The following is a 22,425-nucleotide window of genomic DNA, read 5'->3' on the forward strand; positions in this document are numbered from 1 at the left end:
TCGAAATATCTCCGTCAAGGCGGCCAAAAATAATATAATGACAGGAAAATCAATAAGATATAAGAATTGACGACACTGTGTGCATCACTGCACAAATTTGTCGCATTGAATGGCAGTTTAACGAAACGAACGGGCGGGGGAGTTTTGTTTTGATGGGCAGAACGGCGGAGAAGGTGGCGACCCCTCTCGACGGTGACCCCTTGCCGGGCGAGGCGATCAAAAAGCTTCGGCTCGCGCGCGGCATTTCGCTCAACGAGCTCGCACGGGCGTCGGAGGTGTCGGGCGGCACCCTCAGCCAGATCGAGCGCGGGCGCGTCAGCCCCTCCATGCGGACGCTGACCAAGCTGCGGACGGCGCTCGGCGTCAGCCTGCAGGAACTGTTCAGCGAAGCCCCGGCGCCTTCTCCCGCTCCGGCCGACTTCGTGCGCCGCGTCGACGAGCGCAACACCATCGATCTCGGCAAGGGCCTGATGGTGAAGGAGTTCATCTGCCCGCCGGGCATGGGCGACCTGATGGTGATGGAACTGGTCATCGAACCCGGCAACGGTTCCGGAGAGGAGCCCTACTCCTATCCGGGGGAGAAAGCCGGCATGGTCCTCGATGGGTCGCTGTCCCTCGAGGTGGACGGGAGGGTTGCGCTGCTGTCGAGCGGCGACGGCTTCCAGTTCAATGCCGCGTCGCCTCATCGCCTGTCGAATCCGGGGAGCACCACCACGCGCGTGCTCTGGATCATCAGCCCCCACGTTCCCACCCGTTCGATCTGACACCATGGCCGCCAACCGGGCGATCTTCCATCCAGACTTTCGCGACACGCCCTTCTGGTGGGACGACTACGCGCCGGTACACATCCGCGCTGCGCTTCCGGCGCGTGCCGACGTCGTCGTCATCGGGGCCGGCTATACCGGCCTCGCCGCGGGTGCGGAGCTCGCGCGTGCCGGGCTCGGCGTCGTCGTCCTCGAACGGAACGCCCCCGGCGAGGGCGCGAGCACCCGCAATGGCGGCCAGGTCAGTGCCGAGATCGGGCACGGACAGGCCGACCGGAACCGGGAGATCGCCCGCGAGGCGATGGTGGCGTTCGAGCTGACCGAGCGCCTTGCCGAAGAAGGCGGCAACGCTTCCCTCTACAAGCGCTGCGGCCGCCTCGACGCTGCGTGGACGTCGGGGCATTTCGCGCGGATGGCGGTGGAGGCCGATGCCCTGAACCGCCTTCATCCCGACCAGGCGCGTCTGCTGCCTCCGGAGCGCCAGCGCGAGCAGATCGGCTCGGATTTCTACGCCGGCGGCCTGTGCGTCGATCTCGCCGGGGCGCTGCATCCGGCGCTGCACTACAAGTCCATGCTGGACACCGCGATCTCGTCCGGCTGCCAGATCGTTTCGAGGGCCGAGGTTCGCTCGCTCTCGCGCCGCCATGCGGGCTGGAAGGTCGACCTCGCCGACGGCGCGGCAATCGAGGCCGATGCGGTTCTCGTGGCGACCAACGGCTATACCGGCCCGGCCACGCCCGGCCTTCTCCGGCGCATCGTCCCCGTTGCCAGCCACATGATCGCGACCGAGGAGCTCGAGCTGGACCTTGCCGCCTCGCTGCTGCCCGGCGGTCGCATCGTCGTCGATTCCAAGAGGGTTCTTTATTACTATCGGCTCTCGCCCGACGGCCGGCGGATGCTGTTCGGCGGCCGCTCGCGCTTCACGCAGGTCGGCGCCCGCACCAGCGGGGCGCTGCTCCACGCGGCGATGAGCGCTCGCTTTCCCCAGCTCGCCGGCGCGAGGATCACCCACTCCTGGACCGGCAATCTCGGCTTCACCTTCGACCACCTGCCCCATGTGGGCCGGTACGAGGGAATGCATTACGCGCTCGGCTGCAACGGCAGCGGCATCGCGGTTATGGCCTATCTCGGCCATGTCGCGGCGCGCAACATTCTCCGGCCGGACGATCCACCCTCGGTTTTCGAGAAGATCGCTCTGCCCGCGAACCCGCTCTACACCGGCGACCCCTGGTTCCTGCCTCCGCTGGGAGGGCTGTATCGCCTGATGGACGACGCCGAGCGGTTCCTTGATGCTGCGGGGAAGGCCGTCAGGGCGAATTCCCGTGCTGGGTAACGTGACCAGGTGCCCGAGCCGAAGCGGACATCGGCTCCAACGCAGGAAGCGCCCCTCCCGCCGGCTTTGGCAGGGATGTCGCTATTGCGGGCCGCTCAGCCGCGCGGCGAGGCCAGCTCTTCATCCAGCGTGAGATGAATGGACGTCGTGAACTCGTTCAGCGCCTTGCGGGCAACGCGTTTCGAGTCCAGCGCCATCACGAGCGACACCTCGAGCTCCGGTTCGAAGGGACGCATCGTCAGCCCCTCCGCTTCGGCGTCGATGATCGTGAATTCGTCGACCAAAGTGATGCCCATGCCCTGACGCACGAGCCGCACGGCAATCGAGTAGCGATTGGTCTCGGTGGCCGATTGCCTGTGGTGGAGAAAGCCGGGGATGCCCGCTGACAGCAGCATGACGAGGCGTGCATCCGTGGTGATGTAGATGAGCTCGGCGGGGTCGATATCCTCCCAGTGGACCGCGGGCGATGTCGCCAGAGGATGCGCCTGCGGCAGCACGCAGACGTTACGGCCGCGGCGCAGCACGGTCAGGTCCTCGCGTTCATCCGCGGAGGGTATGACGGCGAGGCCGATGTCGTACTGGCCGCGCTCGACCAGTCCTGCGATTTCATGGTTCAGGTGCATGTCGAGCGAGAGGCCGTAGCTAGGCAGCTGCTGGCGGAACTTGCGGGCGACGAGCGGCAGGAAATTGAGGGCCAGAGCGGGCGTCGAGGCCACTCTCAGCTGGCCCGCCCGAAGGTGGCGCACATCATCGAGATAGCGGTCGAAGCGGGAGAGCTCCTCCTCGATGCGCAGGGCCTCGCCGAGGATCAGCCCCGCCTCGGCCGTGGGCACGAGGCGCCCGCGGACGCGCTCGAACAGGCGAAGGCCCAGCCGGTGCTCCATAAGCGCGATCGACTTGCTCACCGAAGGTTGCGCGATCCCGAGCGACGTCGCCGCCGCGGTGAGGGAGCCCAGCCGCATCACGGTGGAGAAGATCGTCACCGCATGGCGGTGCTTCGGCTGCTGCGCTATCCGCGACTGCGATCATCGAAGTGGTCCGCTCGATCCCGCCGCTGGTGCTGGTGGTGTGGTGCTATTACTGCCTGCCGATCCTGACGGGGCCGGCCCTGCCTGCCTTCTGGACCTGCGTCTTCGCCATCGCTCTCTATTCGGGCGTGTTCTTCGCGGAGATCTTCCGCGCCGGCGCGCAGGCGGTCGATCGTGGGCTCATCGAGGCCGGCATGTCGGTGGGCGTGAAGCCCCTGACGGTGATGCTGCGCGTCACGGGGCTGCCCTGCGGGTGCTTCTCCCCTTCACCAGCCAGTGCGTGATGGCGATCAAGAACTCCGTGCTCGGCAGCTACATCGCGGTCGGCGAGATCCTCTATGAAGGCCAGCGCCTATCGATCCACACCTTCCGTCCGCTGGAAGTCCTGACCCTGGCCGCGGCCTTCTTCGTGGCCGTTATCCTGCCGCTGACGCTGACGGCGGGGGCCATCGAGCGGCACGTCTTCCTGAAATATTTCCGTCGCTGAACCCGCGCGGTCATTGGCTTCGACGTTCGACATGTCCACGACAGAGCATGCGGCATCGACCGATGCCTCTCCCGGCGCGTCTGCCGATCCGGGCAGCGACGACGTGACGGCGACCGTCGCCGCCTTCGCCGCGGAACTGCGCTACGAGGAGGTGGCTGCTCCCGTTCTCCATCGCATCAAGCTGCATCTGCTCGATACGATCGGATGCGCGGTTGCCTCCCGTATGGGTTCGGGCGGAACCTCGCGCGTCTTCGGTACGCAGGAGCGCTTCACGCCGATCGCCGCGGCCAGCAAGTCGCTCTCGCCGTAAGTTTGACGGCCGTAATAGCCCTGCCGTTGCAGCAGATCGGCGCGGTTGACGCCGGCCGTGTGCACCTTGACCAAGAGGTCGCCGGCACGAGTTTCCGGCATCGGCGCCTCGGCGAGGTGGACGACGTCCGCCTCGCCGAAGTTGTCGTACATGATCGCCTTCATTTCGCGGCCGCCCGGGCGACCGCACGGCGGGCGATGCTGGCGGCAAAAAGCGGCGTCTCGCGGCGGTTGTGGTCGCCGCCGGCCTCCTGCCGGGCCACGGCGGCCTGCCCGAACGTCTGGCCATGGGCGGCGAGGAAGTCCATGAACACGTCGGTGGGGTGCGAGGTGACGCGATTGGTATAGCGGGTGCGCCCACCTTCGATGGCCTCGGCGATCAACTCCCAGACCACGTTGACCTGCGTCCGTCCGACCGACGTGAACACATCGGAAATCGAGTTCATCCGGCAGTAGCTGGGGGTGGCTTCCTCGGCGACATAGTGCTGGATGACCAGCCCGGTGCCGATCATCTCGACATTGATGACCATGCGGCGGCCGTCATCCGTCGTCGTGACGCCGGAGCCGATATGGTCGGGCGGGCAGCAGCGCAGATATTCCGCCTCGGGCAGGTTGAACAGCCAGTCGGCGATGTCGACCTTCTCCAGAGGTACGTCGATCTCTGTGGTATAGGCGGACTGAGAGAGGATTTTTTCGGCCAGGATTTTCATGAAATTGACTTCCCGATAAACGTTCGTGTCAGACGTCAACGACCATCTTCCCAGAATGGGAGCTGCCGATACATTGAAGTGCGACGCCGCACTCGGTTATGCGCAGTAACTGGGCCAGGCGTATTTCGAGATAGCTAGGATCCCGGTCTTCTCTTGCGAGATGGAACACCGGCTCGCCCCACGCCGCCGTTTGTGGTCCGGCGAAGAGGCGCCGCCACTGTGTGCACGCCACGAATATGCGAGTGTCTCGGGCCGATGATAAGCCTGAGCCTCCCGGTAACGGCTTTGCCTGGATCGCAAAGATGAGACCCCATTTCGTCGAATTCCTCGCCACCTTCGTCGATGTCGTCCGGGCGGGAAGCTTTTCCGGGGCAGCACGTCGGCGCGCGGTCACGCCCTCGGCGATCGTCCGCCAGATCGACGCGTTGGAAGAGGACCTCGGCGTCGCCCTGTTCATTCGCTCGACGCGGGCGCTCACGCTCACCGATGCTGGCCAGCGGCTGCATGAAAGAGCCCAGCGTCATCTCGACGAGCTGGCCGACACCCACGCGGAGGTCGCCGCCTTCGCCGGCTCCGTCTCGGGCACGCTGCGGATCGCCTGCTTCCCGACCTTCGGCAAACGTTATGTCCTGCCGGTTGTCGCAGCATTGCAAGCCGAGCATCCGGATCTGCGCGTGGAACTCGACCTGACGGAGCGGCTCGCCGATCCGGTCATCGAGCGTCTCGACGTCGTCATCCGCATGGGCGCGCTGATCGACAGCACGCTGATCGCGACCAGGCTTGCGCTTCTGACGAGGCTGCTGGTGGCAAGCCCGGCCTATTTGGCCAGAGCGCGCACGCCCGAAAGCGTCGCCGATCTCTCATCGCACTGCCTCCTCGACAAGCTGCATGGCGCAGATCTTCTCGGCTGGCGCGACGTGATCGGCTGCCCGGCCGGTCATGGCGGGAACGGCACGGTTACCTTCCGTTCGGATGATTTCGAGGCCCTGCGCGCGGCTGCCGAGGCGGGCCTGGGAGCGACGTTCCTGCCGAGCTGGGTCGTCGGGCCGGACGTGAGGGCCGGGCGGCTGGTCCGGTTGCGGCTCGGGGACGAGCCGTGGAATTCGGCGCCGGCCGGCATCCACCTCCTGCGCGCCCTGCCGCGGCCGAGCGCGAAGGTGAAGACATTCACCGAGGCGCTGCGGAAATCAATCGGAAGTCCTCCCATCTGGGAGCCTTGATCGAGGCAGGGCTGGCGAGCATACGGCGCTGGAAGCTGACATCAGCCTCCTAACGCCCCAGCCGCGCCGCATGCCAGGCGATGTGGCTGGCCATGAAAGTCGAGATGAAGAAATAGGAGTGGTCGTACCCCTCGCGCATATTGAGCGTGACGGGGATGCCCGCGGCCTGGCAGGCATCGACCAGCAGCTCCGGCCGCAGCCCGGTCTTCAGGAACGGGTCGGCCGAGCCCTGATCGACAAGGAACTCCGGGAAGCGTTTGCCGTCCTCGATCAGCGCCACCGCGTCGTAGGAGCGCCAGGCCAGTTCGTCATTGCCGAGATATTTCTCCAGCGCCGGCCGCGACCAGTCCGCCGTCGAGGGCTGGACGATGGGCGCGAAGGCCGAGCAACTGGCGAAACGATCGGGGTGCTTCAGCGCGATGGTGAGCGCGCCGTGCCCGCCCATGGAGTGGCCGAAAATGCCCTGACGCTTCATGTCGGCGGGGAACTCGGCGGCGATGAGCGCGGTCAGTTCGTCGACGATATAGGAATACATGTTGTAGTGCGCGGCATAGGGCTCCTGCGTGGCGTCGAGGTAGAAGCCCGCGCCGGAGCCGAACTGCCAGTTGTCCGGCTCATCCGCGACGTGAGCGCCACGCGGACTGGTGTCGGGCGCGACGACGATGACGCCACGCTCGGCCGCCGCTGCGCGGTACTCGCCCTTCTCCATGACATTGGCATGGGTGCAGGTGAGGCCGGACAGATACCACAGCACCGGCACGGGCCCGCTTGCGGCCTGAGGCGGCACGAAGACGGCGAAGGTCATGGTCGAGCCGGTGACCTTCGACGAGTGCCGGTAAACACCCTGCACGCCGCCATGCGACTTCGCCGTCGAGACCGTTTCCATCGCCGTCGTCTCCATCAGTAGATCACCACGGAACGGATCGACTTGCCTTCGTGCATCAGGTCGAAGGCGGTGTTGATCTCGTCGAGCGGCATGGTGTGGGTGATCAGGTCGTCGATGTTGATCTTGCCCTCCATGTACCAGTCGACGATCTTCGGCACGTCGGTTCGCCCGCGCGCGCCGCCGAAGGCCGAGCCACGCCAGTTTCGGCCGGTGACGAGCTGGAACGGGCGGGTGGAGATTTCCGCACCCGCCGGCGCCACGCCGATGACGATCGAGGTGCCCCAGCCGCGATGGCAGGCTTCCAGAGCCTGACGCATGACATTCACATTGCCGGTGCAGTCGAAGGTGAAGTCCGCGCCGCCGTCGGTCAGGTCCTGAATCGCGGAGACCACCTTGTCGGAGCCGATCTCGAGCGGGTTGATGAAGTCGGTCATGCCGAACTTCCTCGCCATCTCGACCTTGGCCGGGTTGATGTCGACGCCGATGATCTTGTCGGCGCCGACCATGCGGGCGCCCTGGATCACGTTGAGGCCAATGCCTCCCAGGCCGAACACCACGATGTTCGCGCCGGGCCAGACCTTGGCCGTGTAGACCACCGCGCCGATACCGGTGGTGACGCCGCATCCGATGTAGCAGATCTTGTCGAAGGGGGCGTCCTCGCGGACCTTCGCCAGCGCGATCTCCGGCAGCACGGTGAAGTTCGAGAAGGTCGAGCAGCCCATATAATGGAAGATTTCTCCACCATCGCAGGAGAAGCGAGAGGTGTGGTCCGGCATCAGGCCCTGGCCCTGCGTGGCGCGGATCGAGGTGCACAGGTTCGAGCGCTGCGACAGGCAGGTTTTGCAGTTCCGGCATTCCGGTGTGTAGAGCGGAATGACATGATCGCCGACCTTCAGCGAGGTAACGCCAGCGCCGACTTCGCGCACGATGCCCGCGCCCTCATGGCCGAGAATGGCGGGGAACTTGCCTTCGCTGTCGAGCCCATCGAGCGTGTAGGCATCGGTATGGCACACGCCGGTCGCCATGATCTCGACCAGCACCTCGCCCGGCTTCGGCCCGCCGATCTCGATGGTCTCGACGGTCAGAGGCTTCTTGGCTTCCCAGGCGACGGCAGCACGCGATTTCATGAGTTTTCCCTTTATCCGGATTGTTGTGCAACTATTTCAGATAGGTGCGCAGGATCTGCATGATGTCGTCGAGGTCATCCGCCATCGGCGCAACCCCTTCCTTCGCGGCCAGGGGACCGATGGTGTCGCGCAGATGACTGTCGAGCACTTCGGCCATCAGCCCGCCGGCGGCTCCGCGAAGCGCGGCGATCTGCTGGAGCAGCAGGCGGCACTCGGCCCCGGCCTCGATGGCGCGCTCAAGCGCCTCGGCCTGCCCCTTGATACGGCGCAGGCGCGTCAGGGCACGCTTCTTGTCATCCGGCGAATGCGGCATTGAGTCTCCGACGCGTGCGAACTGAAAGGTTCCACGCACCGGAATTATACTGCCGGGAGTATATGTGCAATCCCCGCCCGCCGCCGCTCATAGGGGCACCTGCGCGTGGCCTGCCCCGTGGAACGTGGGCTTTGCGCGCGGCTGCGACCTTCAGCACGTCAGCCGGAAACGTTGGCTTTCGAAGGTGCCGAGACCGGTCGCAACGGCTGACTGCAAGCCAAGCCGAAAATCCGCATTCCGGTGAAGAGCCAGGGGAGGATGCGGCGGATTACTCGCCAATGCTCGCAAGCCGTGCGCGCGGAGCCGCATTCTCCGCTTCCAGCTGCTGGAGCCGCGACCGCAAGGGCTCCATCGCGCGGGCTATTTCGACCTCGGTGAAACGCGGGGTGATGTGCTGCGGGCACTTCCAGTCGAACGCTTCCACCGCGATTAGAGCAAGGCGTTCGACGCGGCCGGCGTAGCCCGGCACTTCCAGCCGCTTCGCCAGCGCTGGATCGTCCGCAGCGTCGACGGCCTTCATATGGCCGAAGATCTTCAGGCGCTGACGGCGCGCATAGTCTGTCAGGAACAGCGAAACGTGATCATTCGCCTGGACATTGCCCGTGGTGATGTATTGCCGGTTGCCGTGAAAATCGGCGAAGCCGAGTGTCGTTTCATCAATGGTGGCGAAAACCCCGCCGGGCCTCCGCGGTACTGCACATAGGGCCAGCCCGTTTCGGAGACGCTCGCGAGGTAGAAGCCGTCACGTGCCGCGATGAACGCCTTTTCGGGGCGGGCCGAGGAGCACCCCCTTGTGGGCTCGCCGGAGGTTTCACGCTCGCGCATCCGCGCCCATTGTGCCGCACTTCCATAGTGCTCCTGCGCGGCAGCGACGGATGGTGTCGTAGCGATATCAAGGTACTTGTAAGCCATGGCGATTCCACCTCCGCGGCCATCCGGATGGCGCGCCGCAGTCGACGTCAGTCCTGCAGGGCCCAGTCCGCAATCTGCCAGCGCATCTGCCCCTGGTCGGCAACGATACGGCCAAGTCCCGGGAATGGCATGTGCGTCGCGGCGATCAGGGCGCCTTCCGAGGCGGCGAGGGGAAAGAAGCGCTCTCGCATCGCCTGTGCCGCCTGGGGATCCTGCTCGAACAGGAAACCGACATCGCTCGCACCGGGATGCACCACCGGAAAGAGCATGTCGGACACCATGATGAGGCTCTTGCCGTCATCTTCGATCCGAACGCCGATATGGCCGGGCGTGTGGCCCGTAAGGTCGACGATGGAAATGCCGCGCACGATCTCGCGCTCGCCGTCGATCGCCTGAAGCTTCGGATAGAGACGCACGACCTCCTCGGCCATGTGGAAGCTCGTCTGCAGATAGTCCGGGGCGCCGTTGCGCTTGGCCGGATCCGTCCAGTGCGTGACGTCGCGCCTGTCGATATAGAGCTCCGCATTGGGATAATTGTTTCGCCCATCGACGATCAGACCACCCATGTGATCCTGATGCATATGCGTCACGATCACCGCATCGATTTGGTCGCGTTGCAGGCCGACCACGCCGAGCGCGTCGGGCAGCGCGCCGGTCTGTCCGATTGAGCCGGCCGGACCGGTATCGATCAGGATGCGCCGTTCGCCATCCTCGATCAGGTACTGGTTGAAAAGGATCCGTACCCCGCTTGGCCGGGCCGCAAATTGCGAGACCGCCGCCCGCTCCACCTCGGCGGCTGAACGCCCCGGGAAGAAATTGTAGGGCATGTCGGCATAGCCGTCGGTCAGAGCGGTTACCGTGAAGCGCCCGACGCGGATCTGTGCCAGCGGCGTCACGCTTACCGGTGCCCGCGGTGTGGCAGCGACGCCCGAAGTCGCGCCGACGAAACTTGAGAGCCCGCCCCCAAGCACGCTTGCGCCGATGAAGCCAACGGGAAGTCCACCAACAAAGGCACGGCGGCTCAAATGAGGCATGAAACCCTCCCTCGGGTCATTCGGTGCGACGAAGCGACCGTTAGATCCAACCGATCGGCTGAGAGGCTAGGACATCCAGATTTGAGGGCGTATTCTGTCTTTTCGGAAGCTCTCCTCCCGAATTTTGGAAGGTCCGTGATGGATCGCTTCGAGGCGATGTCGGTGCTGCTGGCCGTGGTCGAGGCCGGCAGCCTCTCGGCCGGTGCGCGACGGTTGCACGCTCCGCTGGCGACGGTCAGCCGCAAGGTCTCCGACCTCGAGAAGCATCTGGGCGTCCGCCTCGTTCTGCGGACCAGTCGGGGCCTTGCCCTTACGGACGAAGGCCGCGCCTTTGTTGCCGCGTCGCGGCGGATATTGGAGGAACTGGAAGCGGCGGAGCGCCAGGCGACCGGCGACTACGGCGCGCTTCGCGGAGGGCTGCACGTAACCGCGCCGATTGCTTTCGGCGAGCGTCACCTGTTGCCCATTGCGCTGGATTTTCTCAAGGAACAACCGGAGATCAAACTCCGGCTCAGCCTGGTCGATCGGCAGATCAGCCTGGCGGACGAGCATGTCGACGTCGCCCTGCGGATCGGGCACTTGGCGGACAGCGCACTGATCGCGAGCCGCGTGGGTGAGGTGCGCCGGGTGCTTTGCGCCAGCCCCGCCTATCTCGCCCGCCGAGGCCTGCCACGCCGGCCGGATGATCTTGCGGAGCATGACGGCATTAGCTTTCAGGGCTTTGCGACCGCGCCGGAATGGCGCTATCGGCGGGACAGTGTCGCATTTGCCGTCGAGCCGCGCCCGAAACTGGCTGTCAACACGACGGCGGCGGCTATTCAGGCGGCTTTGGCGGGTCTCGGCATCATCCGCGTGCTGTCCTACCAGGTGTCGGACGAATTGCGCTCCGGCGAGTTGCAGGTCCTGCTGCCGGAATTCGCCCCCGAGCCGCTACCGGTGAACCTCATCTACACGCCGGCCGATCCGCTGCCGCTGAAAGTTCGCAGTTTCCTCGACTGGGCCGTGCCGCGCCTGCGCGCCCGGATGGCCCGGCTCCATGCCGAAGGGCCGCGGGAGTGACCGCCCGACGACGGGAAGCGGAATATCTAGATCTCGTCACGGAGCTTGGCGACGGATCGGTACTGCGCCGCACCCAAGTGATCGCGTCTTGACCAGCGATCTCCTACGTTCGCAGGCAGGCGTCGTCGGCGCCGCGAGAGCGATGCCCTGAATGAAGCGCTGAAGTCTTCTTCACGGGCATCCGCTATCGAGGAAACCTCGCATTTCCGTTCCTGGCACCTCCCGACTCCCGCGCTGCCCTCCCGCAGGGCCGGGGTCGGGGTCGCCAACACCAGGCTGCCAAGCTTGATCTCGCTCCAGCCCGACGGAATCCGATAGGCGCTGAAGTCGTAGACTGTCAGGGCGAGTTCGGTATGCTCGGCCTCGTCTCCCGGCGGGATGTCGTTGGCGCTGCGACCAACAATTTCGCCGTATGCCGATGGATTGGGCTGATCCGAGCCGGCCGGACTGAGGCGTAATCTCGTCGATATTTGCTAGGTTAGGATGCTGCTGGACCACGCCGGATCAAGAAATGGTGCCAGGGGCGGAATCGAATTGGATCGATAAAGTGCTGATATATCAGCAAATATCTGTTTTTTAGATGCGCAAAAGCAAAAAAATACCAACAATTCAACTTAGTTCGGCGGTTCGAAACCCATTTACCCCTTGTCCACAGATACGTTGAGGTGGCGTTCAATAGCGACCTTCGCCCGGAAAGCCGTCCCTCGCCGACGAGGCTTTTTGAGCCGGCCCGGTTCAGGCAGGCCAGCGTAAACGCGCCATAAGCAGAAGTGTGCTGCGGCAACGACGAATGGCCGGTCTGGGGCCGATAGCCGCCGTTCTGCTGCCGGCGAGCCAAGCACGCGCAGCCGTGGCCTACTCATCGCCAAGAACAACAAAATCCCTCTTAAAATCTCCAACCACGATTGCTTCTTCTAAGTCGGGCTCAGGCCGAAGCCCCAACATCAAGGCTGCACGTCTGATGATGGCACCGGCTGTCGGCGCGGCGTTCGCTGCCGACGTATTGCCTTGGCCCACTTTTTCCGGCTTTGGGTCGTCAATGACAACCAGAATGACCATTTGGGGATCATCCATCGGTAGGGCGGCCACAAATGCATTGAAGTTGCGGTCCTTTGCGTATCGACCATCGATGACCTTCTCAGCCGTTCCGGTTTTGCCGCCCACGCGAAAGCCGGGAATATTCGCTCGGCGGCCCGACCCTTTGACGCCGTTCAGCCTGTACAGATAGCGCATGGCCTGGCTGGTCCTTTCCCCAACAACGATCGTAGCGAGACGGCTCGCTTCTGCCTCGGTCCGCGGGAGAAACGTTGGTGGGATCAATCGTCCATGATTCAGAATGGCCGCGATGCCGACGGCCGTCTGCAGCGGGGTGGTGGCAAATCCATGTCCGAAGGCCCCCGTGATCGACGTCGCTTGCGACCACCGTCGAGGTTGAACAGGGTGTGCGATTTCTGGCAATTCGGTATCAAGGCGCGTGAGCAGTCCCAATCGTGTCAAAAAGGCTTGGTGCTGCTCAACACCAACCAGGCGCGCCTCTTGGGCGGAGCCGATGTTGGAGGAGAACAGGAACACCTCCTCAAGCGATAGCGGCCGCCCCTTGCTATGAGGGTCGTGGACCCGCTGGCGCCCGACAACGATCGGCTGGCTGGCATCGAACATTGTAGAGAGAGAGGCTTTCCCGATCTCCATCGCCATGGCAGTCGTGAAGGTTTTGATGGTGGAACCCATTTCCGCGGTGCTGGCAGAAATGCGGTTAAGCTTGTCCTCAGCAAACGCGTCATGCGGGTTGTTCGGATCGAAATCCGGAAGAGAAACGAGAGCGACAATCTCTCCTGACTTGGCGTTGAGAATGACCCCGCCGGCGGCCGCGGCCTTGTAACGCGCTAAGGCAAGAGACAATTCGTCGTGCAGCACATGCTGGACGCGTGCATCGAGAGATAGCTTGATCGGCTTGAAGTCGACCGATCTGCCGAGTCCGGCGATATTTAGATCGGTGAGTCCCTGGCCATCGATCCACTTCTCCAAGCCAGAGATGCCCTGATTATCGATGTTGGTCAGTCCAATGACGTGAGAGAACTCACGTCCGTTGGGATAGTACCTCTGGGTCTCTTCTCGAAACCCGATCGCCGGGATGCCAAGGGCTGTGATGGCCCGCTGCTGCTCGAAGGCCAACTGCCGCTTCAGCCATACGAAAGCCAAGTCCGATTTGAGCTTCGCGTAGGTCTGGGCAAAGTCCAGTTCGGGCAGAATATTCTGCAGCCCCTCGATCGCCTCATCCACGTCCAAAATCCGGCGCGGCTCTGCATAGAGCGACGCTACCCGCAGATCTGTTGCCAGCAGGTAGCCGTTACGGTCGACGATGTCGGGACGTGACGACGAGGCGTGCAATTGCCGCGATGGTTGGGTAGGAGCGCCCTGGCTAGCGAGATAGGTGAGCCGGATGGCGATAACGCCATAGATCGCTGCAAAGACCACAAAAGCCATTTTCAGGCGTCGGCGCGATAGTGTGTGCGCGTCGTACCCCACCCGAGCTTGGTTCGAGATAGGTTTTTGCTCAAGTGTGGTCACGAGACGAGCATCGCGCAGGCGCATTTTGGTATCTTCATCGCTGGTTGCGGAGTCGATCTTTCGGCATCCACTAAAGCGAACGGTTAGCTTTTAGCCCTTAATCAGAGGTTAATGATGTCTGAGCGCCCGCTCATTCGTCCGGGTGGACGCAGCGAACGGATTCAGAAGTCTGTGCATGCTGCGGTTCGGGATCTGCTCAAGGAAGTCGGTGAAGAAGCGCTGACGGTGCCCATGATCGCCGCACGGGCCGATGTCACCCCTTCCACCATTTATCGGCGCTGGAACACATTCGCCGAACTATTGACCGCCGTTCTCCGGGAAGAGTTTCACGGCGACCGCGACCCACCTGACACAGGCTCGTTTAGAGAGGATCTGCGCATCTGGCTTGAGCAGTTCGTCGACGATATTTCGTCGGGGCCGGGTCGCACGCTGCTGCAGGAAAGGGTTGGCAACGCAGCAGTGGCGAGACAGGCGGCTGGCTACGCCTTCGCAAATCTCAAGACGCTTGCAAATCAGGCCACGCTACGCGGAGAAGCAGTTCACGATCCGGACCGCTTAATGGATCTGATCGTTGCGCCAGTGATTTATCGGCTGGTTTTTGCAAGCCAGTCTATCAGCCGCGAATATCAGCAACAATTACTCGAAACGGTGCTGAGTATCCAACCGCTCGGCGCTGTTGCGCGTCAGCCTTCGTTCCAAAGCTATGTCATTTACGCCGATAGCTGATGTATGTGGGCATGTCTGCTCCGCAGCGGCAATGGTGCCACGTGCCCCAAGTCGCTGACGTCCGCTCTTCGGCCGATGCCGTCGCTAGATTGATGACCGAGATGGCGCCGCAAAGCGGACGTTCGCGATGGCGTGCTTGAGGCGCCACTAAGGGGCAGCATCAGCTGCGGCTTTCGCCAAAGGTCTTGGACCTGCTGCGCGGGTTGCCGGTTGACGAATAACAGATGGTTAGGGCCTGCAGAGGAAGCGGCACTCTATGCGGCCTGCGCATTTTTGCGCGACTTGCCGGAATGATCCATTCGCCCAGTTCGAGATCAAATTCATCCCACGCCGCAGCTCGAAGTTCGCCAGGCCGGGGAAATAAAATTGGCATTAGCTTGAGTGCGGCGTGGGTGGTCGGTTGTCCGTCGAATCCGTCAATGGCCCGTAATAGGCCACCGAGCTGACTCGGATCGGTGACGGCCGCGCGCGATTTGACGATCGGCGCAGCCAACGCTCCCTTCAGTGCAATCGTGGGGTCTAACTCAGTCCGTCCCGTAGCGATTGCAAATCGAAAAACAGCCCCCAACGTGGAGCGAAGCCGTCGCGCCGATTCGCGGCGGCCGCTTAACTCTATCGCCTGAAGCACTGGGAAAACGTCGGCCGCCTTAATTCCTGTGAGCTCGCGCTCGCCGAGATCCGCCTCCGCAAGGCTCAGCAACCATTTGAGCTTCGAAATCGTCTGTTCTGATCGATTCTCCCGCTCGAGTTTGGCCACATACTCCCCCGCGACCTCTTGGAAAGTCGGACCGCTCCTCTGGGCGACTCGAGTAGCCCGCTTGGCCTCCGATGGATCTTGGCGGTTCAGTAAGAGCCGCTTCGCGTCGTCTCGGGCTCGCCGAGCGTCGCTGAGGGATACCAGCGGGTACGGCCCGATCGCCAGTAGCTTTTGTTTGCCCTCGAATCGATACGCTAGCCGCCAGAGCTTGCTTCCGGAGGGCTGGATCCAGAGCTGCAAACCTCCGCCATCGGACAGCTTTTTGAGGGATTTGTCAGGCTTGGCATTTCTACATGCAGTATCGGCAAGGGGCATCGTCGGCGTCCTTTTGGGGCGATACCAACAGCCCCAACATGCGATACCAACAATTTTATCGGATGCCCATGGACCGAACCGGCCTACATTAGACAGCTTGGAAGCGCGATCTCATTGAAATATTTGATTATTTTGGATGTCACTGGACCATGCGGGACCAGGAAATGGTGCCCAGGGGCGGAATCGAACCACCGACACTGCGATTTTCAGTCGCATGCTCTACCAACTGAGCTACCTGGGCGCCGCCGGCGCGGGCGAAAGCCGTCCGGAGCGGGCCGCCTTATAGAGTCTCCTCCGGCGCATGTCCATATGGTCGGCTAGCGAAAAAGCCGCCTTCCCCAGTTCGTCCCACGCCCGGCAGACGCCGTCCAAGAGCTTTCCGGTACCTTGGATCGGCACTCGCTCCAACCCGCATTCTTTACGAGCCCAGCCCCTAGCGCTCGCGCGGCGGGGCGGGGGTCAGGGTCGGTTCCTCGCCGTCCTCGTCGTCATCCTCGGTCACGGGGATGGCGTAGGCGCCGGTGAGCCAGCGGTTGAGGTCGACGTCCGCGCAGCGCGCGGAGCAGAAGGGGCGGTACTTCTCCGCCTCGGCCTTGCCGCAGATCGGGCAGGCGGGGGCGGTCGGGCGGCCGGCGTGTCGGTCGCCGGGCGTGTCAGTGCTCATGGTCCTCCTCCCTGGCCGGGCAGGCTCATTCGGCCGTGGCCCAGGCGTGATGGATGGGAAACCGCTCGCCGGCGAGCAGGGCCACCGTCTCGGCGAGCGGCAGGCCCACCACATTGGTGTAGGAGCCGACCAGCTTGATCACGAAGCTGCCGGCCAGCCCCTGAATGGCGTAGCCCCCCGCCTTGCCGTGCCATTCGCGCGAGGCGATGTAGAACTCCATGTCCTCGCGCGACAGCCGCTTGAAGCGCAGCCGCGTCTCCACCAGGCGCGTGCGCACGCCGCCCCGCGGCGTCATCAGCGCCACGCCGGTATAGACCCGGTGCGCGCGCCCGGAGAGCAGGCGCAGGCAGTCGGCCGCCTCCTCGGAAAGCTCGGGCTTGGGCAGGATGCGCCGGCCCACCCCGACCACCGTGTCGGCGGCGAGCAGATAGGCCTCGTCATACTGGTCGCCGGCCTTGCGGCGCGCGTCGGCCGCCATCAGCTTCTCGCGCGCGAGGCGCAGGGCGAGGCGGCGCGGCAGCTCACCCCGCTCGGGCGTCTCGTCGATATCGGCCGGCAGAAGGGCGTCGGGTTCGAGACCGGCCTGGGCCAGCAGCGCCAGCCGGCGCGGCGAGCCCGAGGCCAGCACCAATTGGGGGCGGGCGCTCACGCGAAAACTCCTTTTCCCGCCGGATCGTCCGGCGGGCCATGTCGCAAGGACCGGCAAGCTAGAGAATTTTCCGATCCTGTGAAATCACCTCGGCCGCAGAAATCCGCGCCGGAGGTCGCTTTGCGCCCAAGGGGACGCGTCGGGGACGCACGGAAGAAGGTTCTTTCGTCAGCGCGGGCGGAAACGCGCGCGGATTCGCTGCTCCAGCTCGTCGCGCACGGCGCGGTAGGCGTCCATGCGCTGCTCGCGATTGCCACCGGCCAGCGTCGGGTCCGGGGTCGGCCAGTACTCGACGTCGATCGCGTTGGTGCGGGTCAGCTCCAGCGCCCGGTGGTGGGCGTCGGGCGAAAGGGTGACGACGAGGTCGAAGCCGAGCCCCTCATTCTCCTCCAGCTCCTCCAGCGTCTGCGGCCGGTGGCGGCCGAGGTCGAGGCCGATCTCGTCGATGGCGGCGCGCACGAACGGGTCGTTCTCGCCCTTCATCACCCCGGCCGAGCCGACATAGAGCGAGCGGCCGAACAGATGATGGGCCAGCACCGCCGCCATGGGTGAGCGCACCACGTTCTGCCCGCACATGAACAGCACGGATTGCGGGCGCTCGCGCCGGGGCCGGGCCAGCGGGCCGGGAAGCGCGTCGGAAGCGGAGGGAACGGCCACGCTCAGCCCTTCCAGTGCAGCGCGCAGACCAGCGTGAACAGCCGCCGGGCGGTGCCGAAATCGATGTCGACCTTGTCCTTCAGCCGCTCGCGCAGCAGCTCCGAGGCCTCGTTGTGGAGCCCGCGCCGGCCCATGTCGATGGCCTCGATCTGCGACGGGGTAGCGGTGCGGATAGCGGCATAATAGCTCTCGCAGACGAGGAAATAGTCCTTCACCACGCGGCGCAGCGGGCTCAGCGAGAGATGGTGCTGGACCACGGGCGCGCCGTCCTCGCGGGTGATGTCCAGCATCAGCCGCCCCTCGGCCAATGCGATGGTGAGGTGATAGGGACCGGGCATCGGGTCGCCCTGCGGGGAGAAGCTGTTCTCCTCGATCAGATCGTAGATGGCGACCGCCCGCTCATGCTCGACGTCGCGATTGGCGCGGCCGATCGAATCGGCGTCCAGCGTCACCCCGGAGAGGCGGCGGCTGTCCGGGAACGGATCGGCCTCGCGCCCGGCCTCGCGCGGCGCGTCGCCCTTCTTCCCTGCCGCCTTGGCGCGGCCGGCGTCGCCGTCGGGGGTGTCGCAGCTCTCCCGGCGGGACGCGCGGTCGGTGTCCTCGCCCTGCGCCATCGCCTCGCCTCAGAGGTTGAGCCGGATCGCGACCGAGCGCGCATGGGCGCCGAGCCCTTCCGCCTCGCCGATGGCGATCGCCGCCGGCCCCAGCGCGCGCAACTGCTCGGGCCCGCATTTCAGGATCGAGGTCCGCTTCATGAAGTCGAGCACGCCAAGGCCGGAGGAGAAGCGGGCCGAGCGCGCGGTCGGCAGCACGTGGTTGGAGCCGCCGACATAGTCGCCGATCGCCTCCGGCGTGTGGCCGCCGAGGAAGATAGCCCCGGCATGGCGGATATGCCCGACCAGCGCCTCCGGGTCGGCCGCCATGATCTCGAGATGCTCGGGCGCGATGCGGTTGGCCAGCGCCGGCGCCTCGTCGAGGCCGGCGAGGCGGATCACGGCGCCGAAATCGGCCCAGCTCGCTGCCGCGATGTCGCGGCGCGGCAGGGTGGCGAGCTGGCGCTCGACGGCGGCGATCACGGCCTCGGCCAGCGCGTCGTCGTCGGTCATCAGGATCGACTGGGCGGCGGTGTCGTGCTCGGCCTGCGCCAGCAGGTCGGCGGCGATCCAGTCCGGGTTCTGCGCGCCGTCGGCGATCACCAGCACCTCGGAGGGGCCGGCCACCATGTCGATGCCGACCGTGCCGAAGACGTGGCGCTTGGCGGCGGCGACATAGGCATTGCCGGGGCCGACGATCTTCGCCACCGGCGCGATGGTCGCGGTGCCGTAGGCGAGCGCCGCCACCGCCTGCGCCCCGCCGACGCGGTAGACCTCGTCGACGCCGGCGAGCCGGGCGGCGGCGAGCACCAGCGGGTTGAGCTGCCCGTCCGGCGCGGGCACCACCATGGCGAGGCGCCCGACGCCGGCGACCTTGGCCGGCACCGCGTTCATCAGCACGGAGGAAGGGTAGGCGGCGGTGCCGCCTGGCACGTAGAGCCCGACCGCGTCGACCGCGGTCCAGCGATGGCCGAGCTCGACGCCGATCGGGTCGACATAGCGCCCGCTTTCGGGAAGCTGGCGCGCATGGTGGGAGCGGATGCGCTCATGGGCGAGCTTCAGCGCGTCGAGCGTCGCGGGATCGCAGGCCGCGAGCGCCGAATCGATCTCGGCCTCGCCGATGCGGATGCCGAGCGCCTCGAGGTCGACCCGGTCGAACCTGCGGGAGAGTTCCACCAGTGCCGCGTCGCCGCGCGTGCGCACCTCCTCGATGATGTGCGCCACCGCCTGCGCGACGTCGGCGGAGACTTCCCGCTTGGTGCCGAGGAAGGCGGTGAAGCGGGCGTCGAAATCGGGAGAGCGTGTGTCGAGGCGAAGCGGCATCATCATGTCCTGCGGCAGGCGGGGCGTCGGCCCGTCCTATCGCAACCGGGCCGCCCGAACACAAGTGCGCCGTCCCGCGCCGGTCCTGGCGGCCGGGATGTCGCGCCGGCCGGACGAGCCGTCAATCGGCCTCGTGGCACGGCGTGCCCTTGGCGTCCCAGGCCGGTCCCAGATCCTCCATCCCCGCCTCCATGCACTCGACGTCGAGCTGCAGCTCGGCCCCGCCGGAGAACAGGAAGGTGACGGTGCCGGAGGGAGCGTCGGTCTCGGCGAAATGCAGCGCCAGCAGGTTCAGCACGCCCTGCCGGTTCCTCAGGTCGATGCCCCGCACCCGCGCGCCGAGCACGCGGTCGAAGTGCAGCCCCGAGCGGCGTCGCACGCAGGGGCCGGCCGCGGCGGCCGCGGCACCGGGGGCGGTGTCGAGATCGGCCATCGCCTCGGCCTGGATCGCCTTTTCCCAGTCGAAGCGGTTGGCGAGCATGACGAAGCGATGCTCCTTCGGCAGGTAGGTCATGTCGGCGACCGACACCACCGCATCCTGGAGATGGACCGAGAGGACCGCCAGATCCTCGCCGTCGAGCGCAATGAGTTTGAGACCCGCCATTTTTCAACTCCGCATCGCCATCAGCCGGAAATGGCCATGAACCCGCATTGGCCACGAGCCGGAAATGGCGATCTGAGTGTGACACGGCAAGGGGTTAGGTAGAAGCACACATGAACGGCCCGCGCATGCCAGATGCGCGGGCGCACGCCCTTGCGCCGTGCGGCACGCCGCCCCGTGCGGCGCGGCCCTCCGTTGGCGACCCTCCGTTGGCGGTGGTCAGCCGGCGATGCGCTCGATCTCGGCGCCGCAGGCGGAGAGCTTCTCCTCCAGCCGCTCGAAGCCGCGGTCGAGGTGGTAGACGCGGTGGATCATGCTCTCGCCCTCGGCGGCGAGGGCGCCGATCACCAGCGACACCGAGGCGCGCAGGTCGGTCGCCATCACCGGCGCGCCCGTCAGCTTCTCCACGCCCTCGATGGTCGCCTTCTCGCCGTCGAGATGGATGCGCGCGCCGAAGCGTGCGAGCTCCTGCACATGCATGAAGCGGTTCTCGAAGATGGTCTCGGTGATGTGCGAGGTGCCGCCCGCGCGCGTCGTCAGCGCCATGAGCTGGGCCTGCAGGTCGGTGGGGAAGCCGGGGAAGGGCGCGGTGGTGACGTCGACGGGGAAGATGCCGGCACCGTTTCGCTTCACCTTGAGCCCCTCGTTGGAGACGGTGATCTCGGCGCCCGCCTGGCGCAGCGTGTCGAGCGCGGAATCGAGCAGGTCCGCCCGCGCGCCCGCCAGCATCACGTCGCCGCCGGTCATCGCCACCGCCATCGCATAGGTGCCGGTCTCGATGCGGTCGGGCAGCACGGAATGGCGCGCGCCCCTGAGGCGCGGCACGCCGACGATGCGGATGGTCGCGGTGCCCTGTCCCTCGATGCGCCCGCCCATGGCGTTGATGCAGTCGGCGACGTCGACGATCTCCGGCTCGCGCGCGGCGTTCTCGATGATGGTCTCGCCATCGGCGAGGCTTGCGGCCATGATCGCGGTGTGGGTGGCGCCGACCGAGACCTTCGGGAACACGATGCGCGCGCCCTTCAGGCCCTTCGGGGCGCGGGCGAGCACATAGCCGCCGTCGATCTCGATCTCGGCGCCGAGCGCGCGCAGCGCGTCGAGATGGAAGTCGACGGGGCGCGTGCCGATGGCGCAGCCGCCGGGCAGAGACACTTTCGCCTCGCCCATGCGCGCCACGAGCGGGCCGATGACCCAGAAGCTGGCGCGCATCTTCGAGACCAGATCGTAGGGCGCGGTGGTGTCGACGATCACCCGGGCGTCGATTTCCATGGTCTGGCCGGCATAGGCGTCGTCGCCGCGGCGCTTGCCGTTGACCGTGATGTCGATGCCGTGATTGCCGAGGATGCGCTGGAGCAGGGCGACGTCGGCGAGGCGCGGCACGTTCTCCAGCACCAGCTTCTCGTCGGTGAGCAGGCCCGCGATCATCAGCGGGAGGGCAGCGTTCTTGGCGCCGGAGATCGGGATCGACCCGTTGAGCGGATTGCCGCCGATGATGCGGATGCGGTCCATGAGGTTCGAAACTCCTTGCCCAGTGTCGCCCGGCGGCCCTCGGCGCGCAGCGCCTTGCCGGGTTCGGCCATGCCCTGAGTATCGGGCCGATTCGTGGCGCCGGGCAGGATGCCGATCCCAAGGGTTAGCGCGACTGGGCCGGCGACACAACGAGCAGGCGAGACGTGCCGGGCGAACGGCGTCGGACCGGGCGGTGGCGGGTCGCCGCAAAGCGGCGGTCCGCGCAGTGCCGGTTCGCTTCCTATGCGCGGGCAGAGGGGCGGGGGGCCGGGCAGAACTACTCCGACCCGGTCCGCGTTGGGTTCACCTTTGCAGGCTCGCTCACCGCCGCCTCGCCGGCGTCCGCTCCGGAACCGGCCGTCGCGTCGCCCGTATCCCGCGCGGGGGCGTCGTCCTTGCGGCCGCGCGCTTGCGCTTTGCGCCGCTTCAGGTTCTCGCGCAGGGCGGCGGCGAGGCGTTCGGCCCGCTGCTGTTGATCCTCTCCGCTCATGGGCTCCATCCTGCTGGCGTGCCGCCGACGCCGCGCCTCCCGCGGCGCCGCCCCGACCCGTCCTGCCATAGGGCGTAACGCGGCCGTGCGGAAGGGGCGCCGGCGGGGCCGGGGGAAGCGGCGGTGCATGAAGGGCAAGGTCGAGCTTGCGCGCGCGGGCATGCTGTGGCAAACGTCGCCGCGCTCCGGCGGGCACGGCCCCCGATGCGCCGGCGCTGCGGTAGCTCAGTGGTAGAGCACTCCCTTGGTAAGGGAGAGGTCGAGAGTTCAATCCTCTCTCGCAGCACCAGCATTCTCAACGGTTTTTCTGCCGCCAAAAGAAGTTGCCTCAGGTTCGGATGAACATGGGGCGAGCATGCCGAAGGCTGAGTGCACCCGCTTCGTCGGATTC

At 65.7% G+C, this 22,425-nt stretch carries 22 protein-coding genes, 2 tRNA genes and 3 pseudogenes; 8 read left to right on the forward strand and 19 right to left on the reverse strand.

The features are described 5' to 3' along the window. Positions 1-152 precede the first annotated feature (152 nt). Together NVS83_RS13210 and NVS83_RS13215 are read left to right on the forward strand one after the other, a co-directional pair. Positions 153-764, forward strand: a complete 612-nt coding sequence (locus tag NVS83_RS13210; RefSeq protein WP_258739709.1) for a helix-turn-helix domain-containing protein — start codon at positions 153-155, stop codon at positions 762-764. 4 nt (positions 765-768) lie between these two features. Next, positions 769-2,097, forward strand: a complete 1,329-nt coding sequence (locus NVS83_RS13215; protein WP_258739710.1) for an NAD(P)/FAD-dependent oxidoreductase — start codon at positions 769-771, stop codon at positions 2,095-2,097. A gap of 95 nt (positions 2,098-2,192) precedes the next feature. On the opposite strand, the gene NVS83_RS13220 is transcribed toward NVS83_RS13215, so the two are convergent. Next, positions 2,193-3,080, reverse strand: coding sequence for a LysR family transcriptional regulator (locus NVS83_RS13220; protein ID WP_258739711.1), 888 nt, complete (start codon positions 3,078-3,080; stop codon positions 2,193-2,195). Between the two features lie 35 nt (positions 3,081-3,115). On the opposite strand from NVS83_RS13220, the pseudogene NVS83_RS13225 reads away from it, so the two are divergent. Together NVS83_RS13225 and NVS83_RS13230 are read left to right on the forward strand one after the other, a co-directional pair. Beyond that, positions 3,116-3,409: pseudogene (locus NVS83_RS13225) on the forward strand (ABC transporter permease subunit); the annotation flags it as partial. After that, positions 3,406-3,612, forward strand: coding sequence for an ABC transporter permease family protein (locus tag NVS83_RS13230; RefSeq protein WP_258739712.1), 207 nt, complete (start codon positions 3,406-3,408; stop codon positions 3,610-3,612). The pseudogene NVS83_RS13225 and the gene NVS83_RS13230, both read left to right, overlap by 4 nt. 141 nt (positions 3,613-3,753) lie before the next feature. Here the strand turns inward: NVS83_RS13230 and NVS83_RS13235 are convergent, their stop codons facing one another. Beyond that, on the reverse strand, positions 3,754-4,086 hold the full coding sequence (locus NVS83_RS13235; protein ID WP_258739713.1) for a hypothetical protein: 333 nt from the start codon (positions 4,084-4,086) through the stop codon (positions 3,754-3,756). Further along, positions 4,083-4,631 (reverse strand): hypothetical protein, encoded by a 549-nt coding sequence (locus tag NVS83_RS13240; protein ID WP_258739776.1) that lies wholly within the window; start codon positions 4,629-4,631, stop codon positions 4,083-4,085. The genes NVS83_RS13235 and NVS83_RS13240 overlap by 4 nt, the downstream gene beginning before the upstream one ends. A 302-nt stretch (positions 4,632-4,933) precedes the next feature. Between NVS83_RS13240 and NVS83_RS13245 the strand changes: the two genes are divergently transcribed. Then, entirely contained in the window at positions 4,934-5,851 is a 918-nt protein-coding gene (locus NVS83_RS13245; protein ID WP_258739714.1) for a LysR family transcriptional regulator, read from the forward strand. Between the two features lie 49 nt (positions 5,852-5,900). Here the strand turns inward: NVS83_RS13245 and fghA are convergent, their stop codons facing one another. The 5 genes and pseudogenes from fghA to NVS83_RS13270 all read right to left on the reverse strand — a co-directional run bounded on the left by fghA (position 5,901) and on the right by NVS83_RS13270 (position 10,123). Further along, a complete protein-coding gene (fghA, locus tag NVS83_RS13250; RefSeq protein ID WP_258739715.1) occupies positions 5,901-6,737 on the reverse strand; it encodes an S-formylglutathione hydrolase in 837 nt (278 codons plus the stop codon). 14 nt (positions 6,738-6,751) lie between these two features. Then, on the reverse strand, positions 6,752-7,864 hold the full coding sequence (locus NVS83_RS13255; RefSeq protein WP_258739716.1) for an S-(hydroxymethyl)glutathione dehydrogenase/class III alcohol dehydrogenase: 1,113 nt from the start codon (positions 7,862-7,864) through the stop codon (positions 6,752-6,754). A gap of 31 nt (positions 7,865-7,895) precedes the next feature. Beyond that, positions 7,896-8,177, reverse strand: coding sequence for a metal/formaldehyde-sensitive transcriptional repressor (locus NVS83_RS13260; RefSeq protein ID WP_258739717.1), 282 nt, complete (start codon positions 8,175-8,177; stop codon positions 7,896-7,898). Positions 8,178-8,445: 268 nt separating this feature from the next. Further along, a pseudogene (locus tag NVS83_RS13265) lies at positions 8,446-9,089 on the reverse strand (pyridoxamine 5'-phosphate oxidase family protein). A 47-nt stretch (positions 9,090-9,136) separates the two neighbouring features. Next, positions 9,137-10,123, reverse strand: coding sequence for an MBL fold metallo-hydrolase (locus tag NVS83_RS13270; protein WP_258739718.1), 987 nt, complete (start codon positions 10,121-10,123; stop codon positions 9,137-9,139). Positions 10,124-10,261: 138 nt separating this feature from the next. Here NVS83_RS13270 and NVS83_RS13275 point away from each other — a divergent pair, with 138 nt between their 5' ends. After that, complete coding sequence (locus NVS83_RS13275) at positions 10,262-11,182, forward strand: LysR family transcriptional regulator (protein ID WP_258739719.1); 921 nt, start codon at positions 10,262-10,264, stop codon at positions 11,180-11,182. Between the two features lie 855 nt (positions 11,183-12,037). On the opposite strand, the gene NVS83_RS13280 is transcribed toward NVS83_RS13275, so the two are convergent. Beyond that, complete coding sequence (locus tag NVS83_RS13280; RefSeq protein WP_258739720.1) at positions 12,038-13,774, reverse strand: peptidoglycan D,D-transpeptidase FtsI family protein; 1,737 nt, start codon at positions 13,772-13,774, stop codon at positions 12,038-12,040. A gap of 90 nt (positions 13,775-13,864) precedes the next feature. Between NVS83_RS13280 and NVS83_RS13285 the strand changes: the two genes are divergently transcribed. Then, the gene (locus tag NVS83_RS13285; RefSeq protein WP_258739721.1) at positions 13,865-14,476 is read left to right on the forward strand and encodes a TetR/AcrR family transcriptional regulator; all 612 of its coding nucleotides are present in this window, start codon (positions 13,865-13,867) and stop codon (positions 14,474-14,476) included. A gap of 214 nt (positions 14,477-14,690) precedes the next feature. Here NVS83_RS13285 and NVS83_RS13290 read toward each other — a convergent pair. From NVS83_RS13290 to NVS83_RS13335, 10 genes and pseudogenes are all read right to left on the reverse strand, one after another. Further along, positions 14,691-15,548, reverse strand: a pseudogene (locus NVS83_RS13290) (tyrosine-type recombinase/integrase); the annotation flags it as partial. A gap of 165 nt (positions 15,549-15,713) precedes the next feature. Further along, a tRNA-Phe gene (locus NVS83_RS13295) sits at positions 15,714-15,789 on the reverse strand. A 192-nt stretch (positions 15,790-15,981) separates the two neighbouring features. Further along, positions 15,982-16,212: a DNA gyrase inhibitor YacG gene (gene yacG / locus NVS83_RS13300; RefSeq protein ID WP_258739723.1), complete on the reverse strand. Its 231-nt coding sequence runs from the start codon at positions 16,210-16,212 to the stop codon at positions 15,982-15,984. 25 nt (positions 16,213-16,237) lie between these two features. Next, entirely contained in the window at positions 16,238-16,861 is a 624-nt protein-coding gene (locus NVS83_RS13305; protein ID WP_258739724.1) for a Maf-like protein, read from the reverse strand. Between the two features lie 168 nt (positions 16,862-17,029). Continuing rightward, complete coding sequence (locus tag NVS83_RS13310) at positions 17,030-17,437, reverse strand: arsenate-mycothiol transferase ArsC (RefSeq protein ID WP_258734955.1); 408 nt, start codon at positions 17,435-17,437, stop codon at positions 17,030-17,032. Between the two features lie 83 nt (positions 17,438-17,520). Then, on the reverse strand, positions 17,521-17,970 hold the full coding sequence (locus NVS83_RS13315) for a UPF0262 family protein (protein WP_374114626.1): 450 nt from the start codon (positions 17,968-17,970) through the stop codon (positions 17,521-17,523). A gap of 171 nt (positions 17,971-18,141) precedes the next feature. After that, entirely contained in the window at positions 18,142-19,434 is a 1,293-nt protein-coding gene (gene hisD / locus NVS83_RS13320) for a histidinol dehydrogenase (protein ID WP_258734939.1), read from the reverse strand. A gap of 121 nt (positions 19,435-19,555) precedes the next feature. Beyond that, the gene (locus tag NVS83_RS13325) at positions 19,556-20,038 is read right to left on the reverse strand and encodes a DUF2948 family protein (protein WP_258739726.1); all 483 of its coding nucleotides are present in this window, start codon (positions 20,036-20,038) and stop codon (positions 19,556-19,558) included. Positions 20,039-20,254: 216 nt separating this feature from the next. After that, positions 20,255-21,544: a UDP-N-acetylglucosamine 1-carboxyvinyltransferase gene (gene murA, locus NVS83_RS13330; RefSeq protein ID WP_258739727.1), complete on the reverse strand. Its 1,290-nt coding sequence runs from the start codon at positions 21,542-21,544 to the stop codon at positions 20,255-20,257. Positions 21,545-21,821: 277 nt separating this feature from the next. Beyond that, positions 21,822-22,034, reverse strand: coding sequence for a hypothetical protein (locus NVS83_RS13335; protein ID WP_258739728.1), 213 nt, complete (start codon positions 22,032-22,034; stop codon positions 21,822-21,824). Between the two features lie 214 nt (positions 22,035-22,248). Here NVS83_RS13335 and NVS83_RS13340 point away from each other — a divergent pair. After that, a tRNA-Thr gene (locus NVS83_RS13340) sits at positions 22,249-22,323 on the forward strand. The last annotated feature ends 102 nt before the right edge of the window (positions 22,324-22,425 follow it).

Origin of the sequence: Ancylobacter mangrovi, assembly GCF_024752335.1 — a bacterium.
Classification (GTDB): Bacteria; Pseudomonadota; Alphaproteobacteria; order Rhizobiales; family Xanthobacteraceae; genus Ancylobacter; species Ancylobacter mangrovi.